The 19,547-nt window shown below is 66.1% G+C and carries 14 protein-coding genes and 1 riboswitch; of the genes, 10 read left to right on the forward strand and 4 right to left on the reverse strand.

Annotated features, from left to right (window positions below; all coding sequences use genetic code 11):
• Positions 1-1,068 precede the first annotated feature (1,068 nt).
• From AC3WP6_RS01855 to AC3WP6_RS01870, 4 genes are all read left to right on the forward strand, one after another.
• Positions 1,069-1,326 (forward strand): hypothetical protein, encoded by a 258-nt coding sequence (locus AC3WP6_RS01855; protein ID WP_492626094.1) that lies wholly within the window; start codon positions 1,069-1,071, stop codon positions 1,324-1,326.
• A 225-nt stretch (positions 1,327-1,551) separates the two neighbouring features.
• Positions 1,552-1,818, forward strand: a complete 267-nt coding sequence (locus tag AC3WP6_RS01860; protein ID WP_492626095.1) for a hypothetical protein — start codon at positions 1,552-1,554, stop codon at positions 1,816-1,818.
• 715 nt (positions 1,819-2,533) lie between these two features.
• The gene (locus AC3WP6_RS01865) at positions 2,534-2,848 is read left to right on the forward strand and encodes a hypothetical protein (protein ID WP_492626096.1); all 315 of its coding nucleotides are present in this window, start codon (positions 2,534-2,536) and stop codon (positions 2,846-2,848) included.
• Positions 2,849-3,221: 373 nt separating this feature from the next.
• Entirely contained in the window at positions 3,222-3,461 is a 240-nt protein-coding gene (locus tag AC3WP6_RS01870; RefSeq protein WP_492626097.1) for a LytTR family DNA-binding domain-containing protein, read from the forward strand.
• A 122-nt stretch (positions 3,462-3,583) separates the two neighbouring features.
• Here AC3WP6_RS01870 and eda read toward each other — a convergent pair whose 3' ends face one another.
• A complete protein-coding gene (gene eda, locus AC3WP6_RS01875) occupies positions 3,584-4,228 on the reverse strand; it encodes a bifunctional 4-hydroxy-2-oxoglutarate aldolase/2-dehydro-3-deoxy-phosphogluconate aldolase (protein WP_492626098.1) in 645 nt (214 codons plus the stop codon).
• 186 nt (positions 4,229-4,414) lie between these two features.
• On the opposite strand from eda, the gene AC3WP6_RS01880 reads away from it, so the two are divergent.
• Positions 4,415-5,431 carry an IS110 family RNA-guided transposase gene (locus AC3WP6_RS01880; RefSeq protein WP_492626093.1) on the forward strand — a complete coding sequence of 339 codons (1,017 nt, stop codon included), beginning with the start codon at positions 4,415-4,417 and terminating at the stop codon, positions 5,429-5,431.
• Between the two features lie 386 nt (positions 5,432-5,817).
• Here the strand turns inward: AC3WP6_RS01880 and edd are convergent, their stop codons facing one another.
• The 3 genes from edd to zwf form a co-directional block, all read right to left on the reverse strand.
• Positions 5,818-7,665 carry a phosphogluconate dehydratase gene (gene edd / locus AC3WP6_RS01885; RefSeq protein ID WP_492626099.1) on the reverse strand — a complete coding sequence of 616 codons (1,848 nt, stop codon included), beginning with the start codon at positions 7,663-7,665 and terminating at the stop codon, positions 5,818-5,820.
• Between the two features lie 357 nt (positions 7,666-8,022).
• On the reverse strand, positions 8,023-8,730 hold the full coding sequence (gene pgl / locus AC3WP6_RS01890) for a 6-phosphogluconolactonase (RefSeq protein WP_492626100.1): 708 nt from the start codon (positions 8,728-8,730) through the stop codon (positions 8,023-8,025).
• 2 nt (positions 8,731-8,732) lie between these two features.
• Positions 8,733-10,199, reverse strand: a complete 1,467-nt coding sequence (gene zwf / locus AC3WP6_RS01895) for a glucose-6-phosphate dehydrogenase (protein WP_492626101.1) — start codon at positions 10,197-10,199, stop codon at positions 8,733-8,735.
• A gap of 213 nt (positions 10,200-10,412) precedes the next feature.
• Here zwf and AC3WP6_RS01900 point away from each other — a divergent pair, with 213 nt between their 5' ends.
• The 5 genes from AC3WP6_RS01900 to AC3WP6_RS01920 all read left to right on the forward strand — a co-directional run bounded on the left by AC3WP6_RS01900 (position 10,413) and on the right by AC3WP6_RS01920 (position 19,468).
• Positions 10,413-11,165 (forward strand): GntR family transcriptional regulator, encoded by a 753-nt coding sequence (locus AC3WP6_RS01900; protein WP_492626102.1) that lies wholly within the window; start codon positions 10,413-10,415, stop codon positions 11,163-11,165.
• A gap of 43 nt (positions 11,166-11,208) precedes the next feature.
• The gene (locus AC3WP6_RS01905) at positions 11,209-12,240 is read left to right on the forward strand and encodes an SIS domain-containing protein (RefSeq protein WP_492626103.1); all 1,032 of its coding nucleotides are present in this window, start codon (positions 11,209-11,211) and stop codon (positions 12,238-12,240) included.
• A 225-nt stretch (positions 12,241-12,465) separates the two neighbouring features.
• Positions 12,466-13,605, forward strand: a complete 1,140-nt coding sequence (nagA, locus tag AC3WP6_RS01910; protein WP_492626104.1) for an N-acetylglucosamine-6-phosphate deacetylase — start codon at positions 12,466-12,468, stop codon at positions 13,603-13,605.
• A 150-nt stretch (positions 13,606-13,755) separates the two neighbouring features.
• Positions 13,756-13,970: riboswitch (cobalamin riboswitch) on the forward strand.
• Positions 13,971-14,091: 121 nt separating this feature from the next.
• Positions 14,092-15,984, forward strand: a complete 1,893-nt coding sequence (locus tag AC3WP6_RS01915; protein WP_492626105.1) for a TonB-dependent receptor domain-containing protein — start codon at positions 14,092-14,094, stop codon at positions 15,982-15,984.
• A gap of 301 nt (positions 15,985-16,285) precedes the next feature.
• Complete coding sequence (locus AC3WP6_RS01920; protein ID WP_492626106.1) at positions 16,286-19,468, forward strand: efflux RND transporter permease subunit; 3,183 nt, start codon at positions 16,286-16,288, stop codon at positions 19,466-19,468.
• The last annotated feature ends 79 nt before the right edge of the window (positions 19,469-19,547 follow it).

Raw genomic sequence — 19,547 nt, forward strand, 5'->3', positions numbered from 1 at the left:
GGAAACGGGGTGTGGCTTCGAGCCAGCAAACCTGAAAGGTCGCGGCCGTCGGCACCCGTGTTGGACGCAAGACCGCACGCGGACCGAGCCACAAAAGGTTGGGCCTTGAGCCCGTGATCCTGTGCCACGCATGTCGTGCACCTGGACGGGATCCGCGATGACCGATGAGTGTTTGGCAAGCAACAAGGGCCGCTGATGCGGCCCTAACCAGAACGGTGACTGGCGCGATCTTCGCGCCGCATGAAACACAGCGGCTGGTGGTCAGCGGCAAGGCGGGCACCTGCCCTTCGGCGCGGCCGGAGAAGAGCAAGTGCGTGCCTATTGACCCGGACGGCGAAATGGCGACCCCTTTTCCTTAACTCCGGAGACGATACCATGAGAGTTTTTACTTTTAGTGCCATAGCAACGACATTGATAATGTTATTAGGCTGCACGAGTATGCTTGACAACTCACGCTTTTACGACGGATCGATACCCCATCCAGCGCAACGGTGGCCGTTGAACTTATTGGCGTGCCAGGCGTCGCCGTGGGTATTCACGGGGTTAGAGCTAAAGATATCCACCCTCTATGTCCCTTCGTGGACTAGCGGTATTAATTACACCTGCGCGCCACCTATGAAGTCCCCGATCCCTGACATCTATGACGATGCTAATGTTTCACGTGACACATTTACCCACGTTGATAAGGCGATGGGTGCATGGAATGCGTACGACGTAATCTATGGACAGATAGTAAATACGAATAATCACCTTTATAAACCTGATGCGAATAACATCTCTCCGGGGCAATTCTATGACCCAAGGTGGATCTATCAGAGGCCGCATTCTATATATTACCCAGACGAATGGTCGTTTAACCGTGAGATCACTACTAATGTCGAAGTTATCAATGGCATACAGTGGCAGTACGCCATGTTTTGGCAATACTCCAGTCTGTCAAGTAGGCCGGACGACTTGGCCTTGCCTGTCAACAGCCAATACGGCGATCCATCCGATGGCTCGGCATCCACCCCGTTGGCCGTGGTCGTGAGACAGCCAGGCGCACTCGCCCTCCTTGGGGAGGTATACATGCACCGGGTCGACAGCACCCACACCATGCTTGTCTACGCGGTATACAAGCGCCCTGTCGTGCAGGATGCCCAATGGCTCGCCGCTCGCCGCGGGTTGTTGAGGAAACTGGTCAATGCGGTAAAGATAACCCCGCTGACCGGTGCACAAATCGAGGAATACAAGCAACAAGCGGCGGCCTACCACGATGCGGCCCTGGCCCGTGACTGCGCCGCCGGTACGTACACTGGCAAGCTGAAGAAGCTGATGTGCAAGTGATGTCGAACACGGTACGTTACGTTGCTGGCGATACTACTATATTACAGGCCTTTGCCCACTTTTGACGCGAATCGAATCCAGATAAAGAAGGATGCGAGGGACTACAACCTGCAACATAAGAGCGAGGAGGTAAAGCGGGCCTCGAAAGTTAGCGCTCTATGACGTATGGGACGCCATAGGCGATGCAGTTATCATCAAGCCAAAGGGTACATGGAGGAAGTCAGAATGAGTGGTAAATACAAGCATATTTCCGCGGTATCGCTGACCTCAATGGCCGCGCTTCTGTCGGGATGCGTGACGCTTTCCGGCAACTACAAGGTATCGCTCCAGGACGGGGCGAACGGCGGGAACACGGTAATCCTGACCCAGGGAAGTGGCATCTATACGGCGCGCAACGCGCTTTGTTCCACGCACCCCGGTGCCACCGTCGTCATCAGGGACGCCACCTCCGGCGTGGAACTGAAGGGTGAAAGTCCCTATCATTGCCGTTGAGCGGGGGCTGGTACTTGACTGACCGCTGCCCGTACCCCGTCGCTGCCGCCGATTGTTTTAGCAACGACATGTCCGGCGTGGATGGTGGTCGCAGCCTCCTGAGCCATTCGACGCTCTCACACGCTGGGTCGGTGCCGCAGGTTGACGTTTTCGCAAGTACTGGGCGGGCGGTACAAGGCCGGTAGCTACAATAAGCCAAGTTGAAACGAAATGGAGACCTGCCGAGTGGATACCGTTATTTGCGGTTGTCAAATCATAAGGTAGTACCGCATGGTGGCGACCGAGATCGGTGAGTAGGGGAAAGTTGAGTGCGGAGTCGGTAAATTTGCTTGGTGCCTCAAGCCACTTCGGCTTTGGGTACGGTGCATTGGCGACGGCGGTAATGGGAATGGGTGACGTAACATTGCGGAAATTGCGGTTGAGGCAGAAGTGAATGAGGTTTGCCACGGTGTTGGCTGTGCCAACAACGGCGAATCTGTAGCCGTTTGGTTATACCTACGGTGCATTGCAGGTGGAATAACAACAGGGAGAAGTTACGATGGCATATCGTTTTCTGTGTATGGCCCTAGCGTCGGCGGTACTTGCCGGTTGCCAGACAGTTGCGCCGACATCCGGCGCCAATTCGCCGCACCGGCCAATGACGCTTTGCGATGCGCCGGCTGTACGCTCGCAATGCGTTGACGTGCTGGCGGCCACCCACTGGACTTCGGCGGTAATGGTAGGCAACGCCGTCGAAGTCAATCCGCTCATCGAGGCGTTGATGCCGGCCGCGGCTGCGGGGTCGAGTGCCGACACGGAGATGGCGGTGCGGGTGCTGGAGTCGCCCGCGCGCGACCCGCTGGTCATCGTGGATCACAGCGAGAAATTCCGAGTCGCCGTCCTGCGCGCGGCTTTGGCCAAGGCGAAGACTCCGCTGGTGCCACGCGACGTGGCGATCGTAGTCAAGGATCCCAAGCAGTTTGTCGACTTGCAGCAACAGGCGACGGCGCTGGGTCTGCACTTGTGGCTGGTTGCGGCATCTCGCCCGTAAACCGAACGGGAAAACCCGGGAGTGGTTGAGGTTTCCTGAGCTGTCACCCCGGGATCCCCCTGCAATCGGGCAATGGTGGCCGGGACGCCGGTGAGCGCTCCAGCCACCCTACCCTTCTGCCGTGGCCGTGTGGCCTTGCGACCTCGACTTGTGGTGAGTCAATTTCGGCTACGAGTACCTGAAGGAGGTGCGCATCCAGATCTCCGCCATCGGCTTGCTGGCGCTCTACCGCCTCTGGCAACTGCGTCAGCAGGGCGAGGCGAACTTGCTGGCCGAACTATGACGGTCCGCCTGGGGAGTTGATGGGGCGGCCCGAGCGCTTCCTGGTGCGCAAGCTGGGCAAGGAGTTCCTGGTCGCGGCCCGCGAGATCGAGTGGCTGCAGGCCGCGGGCAACCATGTGAACCCGTATGTGCGCAGGGCGACTACCCGCTGCGCAGCACCGTGGTCGGCATCGAATCGCGGATGGAGTCGACGCGCTTTTTGCGCGTGCACCGCGGCCATTTCATCAACCTCGACTACCTTGCCGGGATTGAGCCGCTGGACAGCGGCGATGCGCGCATGCACCAGTGCGACGACAGCAGCATCCCCTGGCCATCGCGCGGTGTTGCGTGAGCGCTGCGGTCGGCTGGCGGAGCAAGCGGGGAAGGTCGCCGGGGAATGCGGGCTGCGGTTTCCCATCGACCTTTGCAATCGAACTGAGAGAGCCGGTCCTGTCCGCCGGCTTGCGGTCGCGCCTACCGCAACGCCGCCGCCGCGCGCGCCAATTGCTCGATGCCAACCCAGTCACCGTTGGTGAGTTTGTCTTTGGGAGTGAGCCAGGAGCCACCCACGCAGGCGACGTTAGGCAGGGCGAGGAAATCGCGCGCGGTTTCCGGTTTGATGCCGCCGGTGGGGCAGAAGCGCAGTTGCGGCAGCGGGCTGGCCCAGGCTTTGAGCAGGGCAACGCCGCCGACCGGTACGGCGGGGAAGAGTTTCAGGTGGCGGTAGCCGCGTTCGAGCAGGTGCATGGCCTCGCCGACGGTGGCGACGCCGGGCAACAGCGGCAGCGCGCTGGCATCGGCAGCGTCGAGCAGCTTGGGCGAGACGCCAGGGGACACTGCGAACTTCGCGCCGGCCACGCGCGCGGCTTCGAGTTGCGCGGCGTCAAGCACGGTACCGACACCGACGATGGCATCGGGTACCTCGGCGCTGATGGCACGGATGGCATCGAGCGCGGCCGGTGTGCGCAGCGTGACTTCGATGCTGCGGATGCCGCCGGCGACGAGCGCGCGCGCCATCGGCACCGCGTGGGCGACGGTGTCGACGATCACCACCGGCACCACCGGGGCGAGGGCGAGGATCTCGGCGATCTGCTGTTGTTTGGTTTCCTGCGAAGTCATGGCGGGCTCGTGGGGTGTGGGGGAGGTGAGGGGACAAAAAGGGGTCAGAGTCAGTTTTCCGCAGCGTTTCGGGGTAACCGGGTCGCCCAGAAAACTGACTCTGAAGACTCATGTCGCCGCCTCCCGCGCTCGGCGGTACGTTGGAACTACCACGGTTTCAACGTCGCCCAGCGACAGGAGGCAGCCATGTCACTTTACGCAGCGATCGATTTGCATTCCAGCAACAGCGTGTTGGCGGTCATGGACGGCGAGGGCAAGCCGGTGCTGTGCCGTCGGCGCCCCAACGATTTGCCGCGCCTGCTGGCGGACTTGGCCCCGTACCGGGACGAGCTGGTCGGTGTGGCGGTGGAGTCCACCTACAACTGGTACTGGCTGGTTGATGGCCTGATGGACCATGGCTATGCCGTCCATCTGGTCAACACCACGGCGATTCCGCAGTACGACGGCCTCAAGCACGGCGACGACGACAGCGACGCGCTGCACCTGGCCCAGTTGATGCGCCTCGGCTTACTACCGGAGGGCTACATCTATCCCCGCGCGCAGCGCGGCACCCGCGACCTGCTGCGTCGACGCTTCAGTTTGGTGCGGCAGGCGGTGCGGTTGATGCTGTCGATCCAGTCCAGTTTCAGTCGCAGCACAGGCAAACAGCTGTCGGCCAACCAGTTGCGACAGCTGACGCCGTCGCAACTGGTCGACCTGTTTCCCGATCTTTCCACTCGTTTCGGCGTGCTGATCCAGTTCAAGCTGTGGCTCACCCTGCAGGAACAGATCACCACCTTGGAACGCTGGATTCACAAGGACGTGGTACGACCGGATCTGCTTGGGCGCCTGCAAAGCGTGCCGGGCATTGGTCCGATCCTGGGCACGACCATCCTGCTGGAGAGCGGTGCCATCGAGCGCTTCGCTTCCGTTGGTGACTACGCCTCGTACTGCCGCATGGTCGAGAGCGTGCGGCTGTCCAACGGCAAGCGAAAGGGGCATGGCAACCGCAAGTGCGGCAATCGCTACCTGTGCTGGGCGTTCATGGAAGCGGCCAACTATGCGGTGCGCTTCGATCCGTCGATCCGGCGCTGGTACGAGCGCAAGCGTGCCCGCAAGCACCGCGTCGTGGCGATCAAGGCTGTTGCGCACAAGCTGGCCCGCGCCTGTTACCACATGCTGCACGAAGGCACGGCGTTCGATCTCACGCGCGCCTTCGGCTGATCACGCTGACGGTCGCAGGCCGGAAACGGGGTGTGGCTTCGAGCCAGCAAACCTGAAAGGTCGCGGCCGTCGGCACCCGTGTTGGACGCAAGACCGCACGCGGACCGAGCCACAAAAGGTTGGGCCTTGAGCCCGTGATCCTGTGCCACGCATGTCGTGCACCTGGACGGGATCCGCGATGACCGATGAGTGTTTGGCAAGCAACAAGGGCCGCTGATGCGGCCCTAACCAGAACGGTGACTGGCGCGATCTTCGCGCCGCATGAAACACAGCGGCTGGTGGTCAGCGGCAAGGCGGGCACCTGCCCTTCGGCGCGGCCGGAGAAGAGCAAGTGCGTGCCTATTGACCCGGACGGCGAAATGGTGACCCCTTTTTGCCTTTTGCGGTCACGCGTCGGCGAGATGATGCCGGTCGACGGTGCCGAACACGGTGACGCCGGCATCGGCGGTGCCAACCGCGTTGCGGAACGGGGCGAACAGTTCGCGGCCCATGCCGACGTGGTGTGCGGAGAGGTCGATGTGCGCCTGTGCGCGCGCGGCCCATTCGGCGGCGTCGACTTTCACTTCCAGCGTGCCGGCTTCGGCATCGAGGCGGATGACGTCGCCTTCGCGCAATTTTCCGATGGCACCGCCGTCCACCGCTTCGGGAGTGACGTGGATTGCTGCCGGCACCTTGCCGGAGGCGCCGGACATGCGGCCGTCGGTGATCAGCGCCACGTGGTGGCCGCGCGCCTGCAACACGGAGAGCGGCGGCGTGAGCTTGTGCAGCTCGGGCATGCCGTTGGCTTTCGGGCCCTGGAAGCGCACCACGGCGACGAAATCGCGGTTGAGCTCGCCGCGGTTGAACGCGGCCTGCACTTCTTCCTGGTCGTTGAAGACGAGTGCGGGTGCTTCGACCACCTTGCGGTCATCCGGGATGGACGACACCTTGATGACGGCGCAGCCGAGGTTGCCGCGCAGCACGCGCAGGCCACCGTCCTTGCGGAACGGCTCGTTGGCCGGGCGCAGCACGTCGAGGTTGCCGCTGGGGCCGACGTCGTTCCACACCAGTCGGCCGCTGGCTTCCAGCGCGGGCATTTTGCGGTACGGCGCCAGGCCCTTGCCCCATACCGTTTGGACGTCCGGATGCAGCAGCCCGGCATCCAGCAGCGAGCCGATCAGGAACGGCATGCCGCCGGCGGTGTGGAAGGTGTTCACGTCCGCGCTGCCGTTGGGGTACACGCGGGCCATCAGCGGCACCACGCGCGAGAGCGCGTCGAAATCGTCCAGCGTGAGTACGATGCCGCCGGCGCGCGCCACGGCCACCAGGTGCAGCAGGTGATTGGTGGAGCCTCCGGTCGCGTGCAGGCCGACGATGCCGTTGACGAAGGCGCGTTCGTCCAGCACGCGGCCGATCGGCGTGTAGTCGTCGCCCAGCGCGGTGATCTGCGCGGCGCGGAATGTCGCGGCGCGGGTAAGCGCTTCGCGCAGCGGCGTGTTGGGGTGGACGAAGCTCGCTCCCGGCAGGTGCACGCCCATGATCTCCATCAGCATCTGGTTGGAGTTGGCGGTGCCGTAGAAGGTGCAGGTGCCTGGCGCGTGGTAGGCGGCCGACTCGGCTTCGAGCAGCTCGTCGCGGTCGGCCTTGCCCTCGGCGTAGCGCTGGCGCACTTTCGATTTTTCGGGGTTGGACAGCCCGCTGGTCATCGGCCCGGCCGGCACCAGGATGGTGGGGATGTGGCCGAATGACAGCGCGGCGGTGAGCAGGCCCGGCACGATCTTGTCGCAGATGCCGAGCATCAGCGCGGCGTCGAAGGTGTCGTGCGAGAGCGCGACCGCCGCCGCCATCGCGATCACTTCGCGCGAGAAGAGGCTCAGCTCCATGCCGGCGCGGCCCTGGGTGATGCCGTCGCACATCGCCGGCACGCCGCCGGCCACCTGCGCTACCGCACCGACCAGGCGCGCGGCCTTGCGGATTTCCACCGGGTAGGGCTCGTACGGCTGGTGCGCCGAGAGCATGTCGTTGTACGCGGTGACGATGCCGATGCTGGGCGTGATCTTGCCGCGCAGCTTGCTCTTGTCCGCGTCCGGTGCGGCGGCAAAGCTGTGCGCGAGGTTGGAGCAGCCGAGGCGGTGGCGATACACGCCCTGGGCTTTCGCGGCGTCGATCCGCGCGAGGTAGGCCGTGCGCGTGGGGCGGCTGCGTTCGACGATACGGGCGGTGACTTCGGCGAGGACGGGATGGAGGGTGGTCATGGCGGAACTCCGGCGGCGTTGGGGCTTGCGATGCGCGGGCCAAGGGTGGCCCGCCGCGACACCAGCACATGGCGCTGGTGTCGCGGAGCCTTTGCCGGGCCAGGCCCAGCAAAGGCGAGTCAAAAACGGGCAGGAGCCCGTTTTTGACATCAGGCACGGCGGTGTGGCTCTGATGCTGTGTCTGCGAAAGGAACTTAACTTGTGCCTCGCCAGTGCAGTCCTGCCTTGGCAAGGCTCGGCGGGCTTGGCGTCGCCAAGCCCACTTCCGTCAGCCAGCGACCCTGCTGCTGGCTGACGTGCGGCCATCCATGGCCGCTGGTCTTGCGGTGCGCAGACCGTCCATGGATCGCTCGTATTTCACGGTGCCCAGTAAACCGCCACCGGCACCTGCGCTTGGTGCACGACGGCGCGTACCGGGTAATCCTTGGCGCTGTCCATGCCCAGCCGCACGTCGGCGATCAGGTCGCGTTTTTTCGCGCCACGGATCAAGAGGTACAGCGCGCGCGTGGCCAGCAGCACCGGCAGCGTGAGCGTGATGCGTGGCTCGCCGGCGCGCGTGGCGCGCATCGGCAGCACCTGCGCCAGCGTGCGCGGATCGGTGGCTTCGGCCAGGTGATCGCCACCGGGGAAGAACGACGCCGTGTGGCCGTCGTCGCCCATGCCGAGCAGTACCGCGTCGAACGGCAGCGGCAGCGCGGCGATGCGCGTGGCGGCATCCGCCAACCCGGCCTCGGGCGTGGCGGCGCCGGTGTATAGCGGCACGAACGTGGCGGCCGCCGCGGGCCCTTGCAGCAGGGTCTCCTTGACCAGTTTCGCGTTCGAGCGCGGATCGGTATCCGGCACCCAGCGCTCGTCGACCAGGGTTACGGTGACCCGCGCCCAATCCAACACTTGCCTGGCCAGCTCGGCAAAAAACGCGGCGGGTGTGGTACCGCCGGAGACCGCGACCAGTGCACGTCCGCGTGCCGCGATGCCGTCGCGCAGCTGCGCGGCGACGCGCTCCGCCAGCGCGCTGGCCTGGGCGGCGGCCTGCGTGAAGTGGTGGCTGGTGAGGTTGGGCGCCATGTTCACTCGCTGTCCTCGTGCCAGGTGCGGCCGTCGCGTTCGATCAGCGCCACCGATGCGCTCGGGCCCCAACTGCCGGAAGCGTACGGGCGCGGCGCTTCGCCGCTCGCCGCCCAGCCGGCAAGGATGGGATCGATCCACTTCCACGCGGCTTCCACCTCGTCGCGGCGCATGAACAGTGTCGGGTTGCCGCGCACCACATCCAGCAACAGGCGCTCGTAGGCGTCCGGCTGGGTGACGCCGAATGCCTCGGCAAAGCTCATGTCGAGCGGCACGTGGCGCAGGCGCATGCCGCCGGGGCCGGGGTCCTTGATGTTGACCGAAAGCTTGACGCCCTCGTCCGGCTGCAGGCGCAACACCAGCTTGTCCTGTGCGAGCGTGCCGACCTTGGTGCCGAAGATGGAATGCGGCACGCGCTTGAACGCCACCACGATCTCGGACACGTGCTGCGGCAGGCGCTTGCCGGTGCGCAGGTAGAACGGCACTCCGGCCCAGCGCCAGTTTTCGATTTCGGCCTTGAGCGCCACGAAGGTTTCGGTATCGGATTTCGCGCCGTTCAACTCCTCGGCATACCCCGGCACCGCCTGCCCCTCGGCCACGCCGGCACGGTATTGGCCCCGCACGGTGAACTGCGACACCTCGCTGCCGGCGATCGGCTTGAGCGAGCGCAGCACCTTGAGTTTCTCGTCGCGCACCGCGTCGGGTGCGAGCGAGGCCGGGGCTTCCATCGCCACCATGCACAACAGTTGCAGCAAATGGTTTTGCACCATGTCGCGCAGCGCGCCGGCATGGTCGTAGTAGCCGGCACGACGGCCGATGCCCAAGGTCTCGGCCACGGTGATCTGCACGTGGTCGATGTGGTCGGCGTTCCACAGCGGCTCGAACAAGGCATTGCCGAAGCGCAGCGCCAACAGGTTCTGCACCGTCTCCTTGCCGAGGTAGTGGTCGATGCGGAAAGTTTGCGATTCGCTGAACACCTCGCCGACCAGATCGTTGATGCGGTTGGCGCTGGCGAGATCGCGGCCGATCGGCTTTTCCAGGACCACGCGCGAGCCCTCGCCGTTCAGGCCGTGGCCGGCCAGGCGATGGCAGATGTCCACGTACAACTCGGGCGACGTCGACATGTAGAACACGCGCACGTGCTCGGGTTGCCCCTTGATGTACGCGGCAAACGCCTCCCAACCATCGTCCTTGCGCGCATCCAGCGGGCGGTAGTCGACCTGGGCCAGGAAGGCGTCAAGCTTGGCCGGCTCGGCACCCTTGCGCACCAGCACTTCGCGCAACTGTGCGCGGTAGGCATCGTCGGTGAGCTTCTCGCGTGCCACGCCGATGATGCGGCTCGCGGCCGGTATTTGGCCGTCCGCATGGCGATGGAACAAGGCCGGCAGCAGCTTGCGCAGGGCAAGGTCGCCAGTGCCGCCGAAAATCACCAGGTCGAACGGTTCGACCTTGTACAAAGTAGCCGTCACGCAATCACCTCGCAGCCGGGGAGATGGGCGGTAGGGGTGGATTCCGCCCTCGCGTCGACGATAGTACCAGTGAAATACCAGCACAAGCGCACTCCTGCATACGAATTCATTGTGCCCACGCAGGCCGCAGGATTACCGGGTTTTCACCTTGCTTGAACGATTGGACGTCCATCCAGCTTGCGGTCAATGGTTTGCTATTGGTATCTTCTACGGATGGAAAACGCCCTTGCCCGCGAATACCGCCGGATCTGTCGCGATCCGGCCAGTCATCAGCCGCTGGCCTACCTGCGCTTGCGCAGCGCCATCCGCAACGTGGTCGAACAGCACACCATCGAGCCGGGCCAGGCGCTGCCCAGCGAGCGCGATCTGTCGCAAAACCTGAAGCTTTCGCGCGTCACCGTGCGCAAGGCCATTGCGGGGCTGGTCGAAGAGGGCTTGCTGACCCAGCGCCACGGCGCCGGTACCTTCATTGCCGAGCGCATCGAGAAACCGATGTCGCGGCTGTCCAGCTTTACCGAGGATTTGCGCGACCGCGGCCTGCATCCGCGTTCCGAGTTTTTCGAGCGCACCATCGGCGAAGTCACGCCCGAGGAGTCGATGGCGATGAACCTGTCGCCCGGCTCGCTGGTGGTGCGCCTGCACCGCGTGCGCTATGGCCAGAACGAACCACTGGCGATCGAGCGCAGCGTGGTGCCGGCCAATCTGTTGCCGGACCCGATGCTGGTGCACGACTCCCTGTACGAAGCGTTGGGCGCGCTGGGTTGCCGGCCCCGGCGCGCGTTGCAGCGCCTGCGCGCGGTGTCGCTCAACGCGCAGCAGGCGCGTTTGCTGCACGTGGCCGCCGGCAGCGCCGGGCTCAGCATCGAGCGACGCAGCTTTCTGGACGATGGCCGGGTGGTCGAGTTCACCTGTTCCTGGTACCGCGGCGACATCTACGACTTTGTGGCCGAGTTGCACGCCGACTGAATCCACCGGTTGCCGTGTGCGGCAACCTTGACGCGAGGAAATCATGCAAGCCAGCGACACCCTGATGTTCCGTGAGGCGCACGAAACCGCCGACGTGGTAGCCCGCCAGTTTCTGGCCAACGAGCGGGTCGTCGCCGAGCTGGCTGCGGCGCTGCGCAAGGCGCCGCCGCGCTTCATCGTCACCTGCGCGCGCGGCAGCTCCGACCACGCGGCGGCGTATGCCAAGTACGTGTTCGAAACCCAGCTCGGCGTCGTCACCGCATCGGCCTCGCCCTCGGTCACCTCGGTGTACGCTGCGCCGCAAAAGTGGGAGGGCGCGTTGTTCATCGCCATCTCGCAATCGGGCAAGAGCCCCGACCTGGTGCGCAATGCGCAGGCGGCCAAGGCGACTGGCGCGCGCGTGGTAGCGCTGGTCAACGTCGAGGATTCGCCGCTGGCCGCGCTGGCCGATACCGTGATCCCGCTGCACGCCGGCCCGGAGCGCAGCGTGGCAGCCACCAAGAGCTATCTCGCTGCGCTGGCCGCGATCCTGCAACTGGCCGCGCATTGGCACGGCGATGCCAAGTTGCTGGCCACGCTCAAGGCGTTGCCGGATGAACTGCGCGCCGGTTGGGGGGCGGACTGGTCGCCGCTGGTCGAGGTACTGAAAGGCGCGCACAACCTGTTCGTGCTCGGTCGCGGCTACGGCTTTGCGGCGGCGCTCGAAGCCGCGCTCAAGTTCAAGGAAACCAGCGGCCTGCATGCCGAGGCGTTCAGCGCCGCCGAGGTCAAGCACGGCCCGATGGCGCTGGTTGGCCCGCATTTCCCGGTGCTGTGCTTTGCGCAGGACGACGAGTCGCTGGGCGGCACGCTCGCAGTCGCCGACGAGTTCCGCGGTCGCGGCGCGAACGTGCTGGTGGCCGCGCCGGGCAAGACCGGCAACGGATTCCTGCCGCTCGCCGCCGGCCTGCCGCCGATGTTCACCCCACTGCTGACGATCCAGAGCTTTTACCGCGCCACCAGCGCGCTGGCGCTGGCCCGTGGGTTCAATCCGGATGTGCCGCCACACCTCAACAAGGTCACCGAGACCGTTTGATTTCGCGCGGCCCCGCGAGCCCCGGAATCGCGGCCCATGGATGGGCCGCACGTCGGTCGCCTGCAAGGCGGGTGGCCGACGGAGCCACCTACGGGCTACGCCCGTTGGTGGCGAGCCGGGCAGGGGCAGGAGCCCTTGCCCAGCATCGGTAAAGGCTCTGGCTCGACCGCGTTGCCGCTCCAGCGCTCGGTTTCGATTCCATCATTCAGCCGTATAGGCCTCTATATGCCAACCGCCCTGACCCACGCCAAAGTCCTCACCGCCCACGGCTGGCGCGACGATCTTGCGGTGCTGATCGACGGCGCACGCATCGCGGCGCTGTTGCCGATGGATCACCCGCAGGTGCGCGCCGCGCAGGCGGACGATCTGGCCGGTGCGCTGCTGGTGCCCGGCTTCATCGACGTGCAGGTCAATGGCGGCGGCGGCGTGTTGTTCAACGCCGCGCCCACGGTGGACACCATCCGCACCATTGGCGCCGCGCACCGGCAGTTCGGCACCACCGGTTTCCTGCCCACGCTCATCAGCGACAGCCCGGAAGTGATGCGCGCAGCGCTGGCCGCCATCGAGCAGGCATTTGCCGAAGGCGTGCCGGGCCTGCTCGGCGTGCATCTGGAAGGTCCGTTCCTCGCGCCCGAGCGCAAGGGCGTGCACGACGCCAAGTGGTTCCACGTGCCCCGCGAGGACGAGCTGCAACTGCTCACTGCGCCGCACCGCGGGGTGCGCGTGCTGACCCTGGCACCCGAGCGCGTACCGCACGAAATGATCGCGCGGCTCGCCGCCGCCGGCGTCATCGTCAACGCCGGCCACACCGCCGCCGACTACGCCACCGTGCGCGCCGCCCTTGCTGCCGGCGTGCGCGGCTTCACCCATCTCTTCAACGCCATGACGCCGTTCGGCAGCCGCGCGCCCGGCGTGGTCGGCGCCGCGCTGGACGACGCCGGCAGCTGGTGCGGCATCATCGCCGACGGCCACCACGTGCACCCGGCCAGCCTGCGCAATGCCATTGCGGCGAAGGCGTCCGGCAAGATCGTGCTGGTCACCGACGCCATGCCGCCGGTCGGCGCCGCCGACCCCAGTTACGTACTGAATGGCGAGACCATCACCGCGAAGGACGGCATCTGCCAGACCGCCGCCGGCGTGCTCGCCGGCTCCGCGCTCGACATGGCCAGCGCCGTGCGCAACGCCGTCAATCTGCTCGACCAGCCGCTGGCCGAAGCCGTGCGCATGGCCAGCGCATACCCGGCTGACTACCTCGGCCTCGCCGCCACCCACGGCCGCATCGCCGTCGGCTGTCAGGCTGACCTCGTCGCCATGACCCCCGACTGCCGCGTGCAGCACACCTGGATCGCGGGCGACAAGTGGTAGCAGCGCGCGGGGCATGCCGGTTGGTCTTGGGCATCGGAAATCGGAAGAGCGCTCGGCGGCGAAGGCGCGTCGTGGGACGGGCTTCATCCCGGCGGACTCTGCGCGAGAGGCCACGTTGAGATGAATTCCGACCCAGCGGGAGCGAGCTGCTAGACTGCGCGGCGTTCTGGTGTCCCGGCGGCGTTTGCCGGCGGGATGAAACGGGAAGCCGGTGCGCGGGGTATCCGCAAGGCCGGCGCTGCCCCCGCAACGGTAAGTGAGTCAACGCGCGGCCATCCGCCACTGTGCGAACACGCACGGGAAGGCGCCACGCGGGGCGATGCCCGCTCACGAGCCCGGAGACCGGCCTGGACATGACTGCTGGCGCGCGGTGGGCGTGGCTGGACAGATGTGTCCGGCATGGCCGTGGCGCTTCTCTCCCGCTTCCTTGCGTGCGCTGGCGTGGTGACGACCATGCGCCGCACGGGTGTGCGGCTGAGGATTGCAATGAACAAGACCTTGCTTGCAGCGGCGCTGATGACCTGCATGCTGCCTGCCTACGCTGCCGACCAGAACGCCGCGAGTGCCCTCGATCCGGTGGTGGTGACCGCCACCCGCACGCCGGTGACGGTGGACGACACGCTCTCCGCGGTCACCATCGTCACGCGTGCCGACATCGAGCGCTTGCAACCGCTCTCGGTGCAGGACCTGCTGACCGGCCTGCCGGGCGTAGCGATCGCGCAATACGGCGGCCTGGGCCAGCTCAGCACGTTGTCGCTGCGCGGCAGCAACGCCAACCACACGCTGGTGCTGATCGACGGCGTGCGCATCGGTTCGGTCACCGCCGGCTTTGCCGCCATCCAGCAGTTGCCGGTGGACCAGATTGAGCGCATCGAGATCGTGCGCGGCCCGCGCTCGAGCCTGTATGGGCCGGACGCGATCGGCGGGGTGATCCAGATCTTCACCCGCCACGGCCGTCCGAATGGCGGCACCGTGCCGTCGATGAGCGTCACCGTGGGCAGCCGTGGGCTGGCCGGCAGCACGCTGGGTCTTTCCGGCGGCGACGCGCACGCCTGGTACAACGCCAGCCTCGGCGGGCAGTACACGCGTGGTTTTCCAGCCTGCAAGATGGGCGCCGCGGAGGCCTTCGCCGGCTGCTTCGTGGATGACCCGCGCAACGACGCGTTCCGCAACTGGAACGGCGCATTGAGCGGCGGCTGGCGCTGGGACAACGGCGCCGAGCTGTCCGGCAACTGGCTGCGCAGCCGCAACTTTGTCGAGTACGCCGGCAGTCCGTTCGGCAGCAACCGCGCGCTGCAGGAGCAGCGGTTGGGCGGCGCGCGGCTGGCGTTTGCGCCGCTAGCGGCGTGGAAGGTGATGCTCAGCGCTGGGCAGAGCAAGGATCTCTCCACCACCTATTACCAGGGCACGTATCTGGGTGCGTATTACCCGCGCCGGCAGACCGGTTACGCCAATTCCCGCCGCGACCAGGCCAGCTGGCAGAACGATGTCACGCTGGCGCCCGGCCAGCTGTTGACCGCCGGCGTCGACTGGCAGCGCGAGCACGTGGACAGCTCCACCGGCTATCTTGCCGATCGCCGCCTGGATACCGGCGTGTTTGCGCAGTACCAGGCCAGCTGGGGCGCGAACACGCTGCAGGCATCGGCGCGGCGCGACCACAGCGGCCAGTTCGGCAACCACAGCACCGGCGCGCTGGCGTGGGGCTACGCCTTCGACCACGGCCTGCGGGTCTCCGCCAGCTATGGCACCGCGTTCCATGCGCCCACGTTCAACGACCTGTATTTCCCGCCGTTTTTCGGCATGGCTTCGGCCAACCCGCAGCTCAGGCCGGAAACCTCGCGCAGTGCCGAGCTGGGCGTGCAGCAGCAGGGCGACGGCTGGCACTGGGCGCTGAACGCGTACCAGACGCGCATCAACCAGATGATCCTGCTCGACGCCACGCGCAACTACGTGCCGTTCAACCTGTCGCGCGCGCGCATCCGCGGACTCGAAGGCCAGGCGGGCGCCACGCTGGCCGGCTGGCAGCTCGCGGCGTATCTCACGTTGCAGCAGCCGAAGAATGACGATGGCGGCACGAACGACGGCAAACTGCTCAACCGGCGCCCGGAACGCACGCTGCGCGTCGACCTCGACCGCCGCTTCGGCGCCTTCGGCCTCGGCACCACGTGGTACGCCGCCAGCCACAGCTACGACGACGTGGCCAACACCCGTCGCCTTGCCGGCTACGGCACCCTCGCGCTGCGCGCAAGCTGGCAACTGGCGCCGGCGTGGCAGCTCGAAGGCCGCCTGGCAAATGCCTTCGACCGTCGCTACGAGACGGTCTACTACTACAACCAGCCGGGGCGTACCTGGTCGCTCACGCTGCGTTGGAAGCCGTGAAGCCGTGAAGCCGTGAAGCCGGGATCAGGGATGCGGGATTGGGGATACGGACAGGCAAAATCCCGGCGAGCCACGGGGTTTCTGGAACGGATGCGCGGGATACGGAAGAGCTGCGACGGGACGGCTCGTGCGAATCCCCAATCCCGTATCCCCAATCCCCATGCCTAATGGCAGGGCCTGCCTCTCGGCACATACGCGGCGGGTGCGGATGGGTGCATAAAGGCGGCATGTCCGGGAGTGCCGCCACGCTGCCACGGTGCCGCCGGGTTCTCCCGTTATGCTTGCGCGCCACGGAGGACACGTGAACGTTTTTGCACCCATGATCCGCCGCCCGATCGGCACCTCGCTGCTGGCCATCGGGCTGGCAATGGCCGGCGTGTGGGCTTATCTGCTGCTTGGCGTGGCGGCGTTGCCGTCGATCGAGTTTCCCGGCGTCGGCGTGATGGCGCAGATGCCGGGCGCCAGCGCGCAGGTGATGGCGAACACCGTGATGTCACCGCTGGAACGGCACCTCGGGCGCATTCCCGGCGTCAAGGAGATGTACGGCTCCGCGGCCGAGGGCGCGGTGCAGATCCAGATCATGTTCGACATGAGCCGCAATGCCGACGAGGCGGCGCGCGACGTGCAGCAGGCGATCAACGCGGCGCAGCCCGACCTGCCCACCGGCATGGTGCCGCCGCAGTATTTCAAGTTCGACACCTCGCAGATTCCCATCCTGCTGATCACGCTGACCTCGTCCAGCCTGCCGCCGGACAAGCTCTACGACTTGACGCAAACCCTGCTGCAGCCAGCGATGGCGCAGATCCCCGGCGTGGCGCAGGTGGGCGTGGGCGGCGGCTCGCCGCATGCGGTGCGCGTGGCGCTCAACAGCGCGGCGCTGGCGCACGCCGGCATCACTTCCAACGACATTGCCAATGCGCTGCGCGCCGCCAACGTCACCGCGCCACAGGGTGCCATCGGCAACGGCCGCATGCAGTTCATGATCGGCGCGAACGATGCGCTGCACACGGTGGATGATTTTTCCAAGCTCATCGTAGCTACCCACAATGGCGTGCCGGTGCGCCTGGCGGACGTGGCGACGATCACCGGCGGTCAGGCCGACAAGTATCAGGCAGCGTGGTTCAACGGCCAGCGCGCGGTGCTCATGCAGATCAACAAGCGCGCCGATGCCAACTCGGTGGCGACGGTGCGCGCGATCCTGGCGCGCCTGCCGGCGCTGCGCGCGCTGATGCCGGCGGATGTCTCGATCCAGCCGGTGTTCGACCTGACGCAAACCACGCAGTCGGCGCTGGACGAGGTGCAGATCGCGCTGGGCATGAGCGTGGTCATGGTGGCGCTGGTGATGCTGGTGTTCCTGCGGCGCACGCGGCCGATGGTGATCGCGATGTTCAGCGTGCCGCTGTCGCTCGCCGGCGCGCTGGTGCTGATGTGGGCGCTGGGGTTCACGCTCAACCTGTTTTCGCTGATTGCGCTGGTGCTGTGCGTCGGGTTTGTGGTGGACGACGCGATCGTGGTGATCGAGAACATCGTGCGCCACATGGAGCAGGGCAAGGGACCGCTGGATGCGGCGCTGGCCGGCGTGCGCGAAATCGGCTTCACCGTCATCTCGATCACGTTGTCGCTGATCGCGATCTTCGGGCCGATGGTGTTCGGCCACAACATGTTCACCCTGCTGATGCGCGAGTTTTCGGTGACGCTGATCGCCACCATCGTGATCTCCGCGGTGGTGTCGCTCACGCTCACGCCCGCGCTGTGCGGACGCTGGCTGAAGCAGGAGCGGCCGCAGGCCGAACGCCGGCCGGGCCGCGCGGAGCTGCTGGCCGAACGTTTCGACCACTGGATGCTCGCGGTCTACACCCGCGCGCTGGACTGGTCGCTGCGCCACCGCCGATTGATGCGCTGGCAGCCGCCGATCCTGCTGGTGCTGACGGTGCTGCTCGCGGTGCTGGTCGGCATGACCGCCGGCGGCGGCATGATGCCCAAGGAGGACATTGGCATGATGCGGGTGCAGCTCACCGCCGACGCCAACATCTCGCCCACGCGCATGGCGCAGCGTACGCAGGAGATGGCGGCCGAACTGCGCCACGACCACGACGTGCTCGATGTCACCACTGTGCTGGGTCGGCAGGGTGGCGACAATGGCGCGGTCGGCAACCGCGCCACCATGTTCGTGGACCTGCGGCCGCACGGCGACGGCCCGAACGACCGCCACGCCACCGCGCAGGAGGTGGTGGATCGGCTGTCCAAACAGTTTGCGAACGTGCCCGACCTGCGCCTCTCGTTGACGCCGATGCAGTTTTTCGGTGGCGGTGGCGGCGGCGACAGTGGCGGCCCGCAGTACTCGTTCCAGCTCACCAGCACCGCCGGCGTCGCACTGCAGATGCCCACGCTGAAGTTGGCGCAGATGATGCGCAGGATGCCGCAGTTCCGCGATGTCACCACCAGTTTCGACAGCATTGGCAAACAGCAGATGCTGGCGGTGGATCGCGACGCCGCGGCGCGCCTGCACCTGGGCGTGGCGCAGGTGGACGACGCGTTGAACGACGCGTTCGGGCAGGCGCCGGTGTCCACCATCTACTCGGACATCAACCAGTACCAGGTGATCCTCACCTCGAACAAGGCCGACACACTGAGTCCGGATGCGCTGCTCAACACCTACGTGCGCAACACCCAGGGCAAGATGGTTCCGCTCTCGGCGGTGGCGCGGATCCACCCGCACATCGCCCCGGTCAGCATCCAGCATTACAACCAGGTCGAGTCCTCGCGCGTCAGCTACAACCTGGCCAAGGGGGTGACGCCGGTGACCGGCATGAAGCTGGTCGACCAGGCGATTGCCGCCGCGCAACTGCCGGCGGGCGTGCAAAAGCGCTACACCGGCGAAAACAAGGACCTGCTCGATTCGCTCACCAACTCGCTGCTGCTCCTGCTCGCGGTGATCGGCGCGATGTACGTGGTGCTCGGCATCCTGTACGAAAGCCTGATCCACCCGCTCACCATTCTTTCGACCCTGCCGGCGGCCGGCGCCGGTGCGTTTCTGGCCATGCTGGTCACCCACACCCAGCTCACGTTGATGAGCGTGATCGCGGTGCTGATGCTGATCGGCATCGTCAAGAAAAACGCCATCCTGATGGTGGATTTCGCGCTGGTGCGCGAACGCGAGCACGGGTTGTCCGCACCCGACGCGATCCGCGACGCGGCGCTGGTGCGGTTCCGCCCGATCACCATGACCACGCTGGTGGCGATGGGTGCGGCGCTGCCGCTGGCGATCGGTTTCGGCATCGGCTCGGAAATGCGCCAGCCGCTCGGCATCGCCATCCTGGGCGGACTCGCGGTGTCGCAGCTCCTGACCCTGCTCTCCACTCCGGCGATGTACCTGTGGCAGCACGACCACCGCGAGCGCAAGGCCAGGCGCCGCGCGCTGCGTGCCGAAATCCGCCGCCAGCGCGAACTGGCCAAGCAGGTGCCGGCCCTGCCACCGCAGTAGATCGCCTGCGACCGATCACGCGGGAGATGGTTCCGTGGCGTGCGGCGACGCCGCACGCACAGTTCAGTGATGCTTGCTA

Source organism: Rhodanobacter sp. FW106-HT46G03, assembly GCF_058789895.1.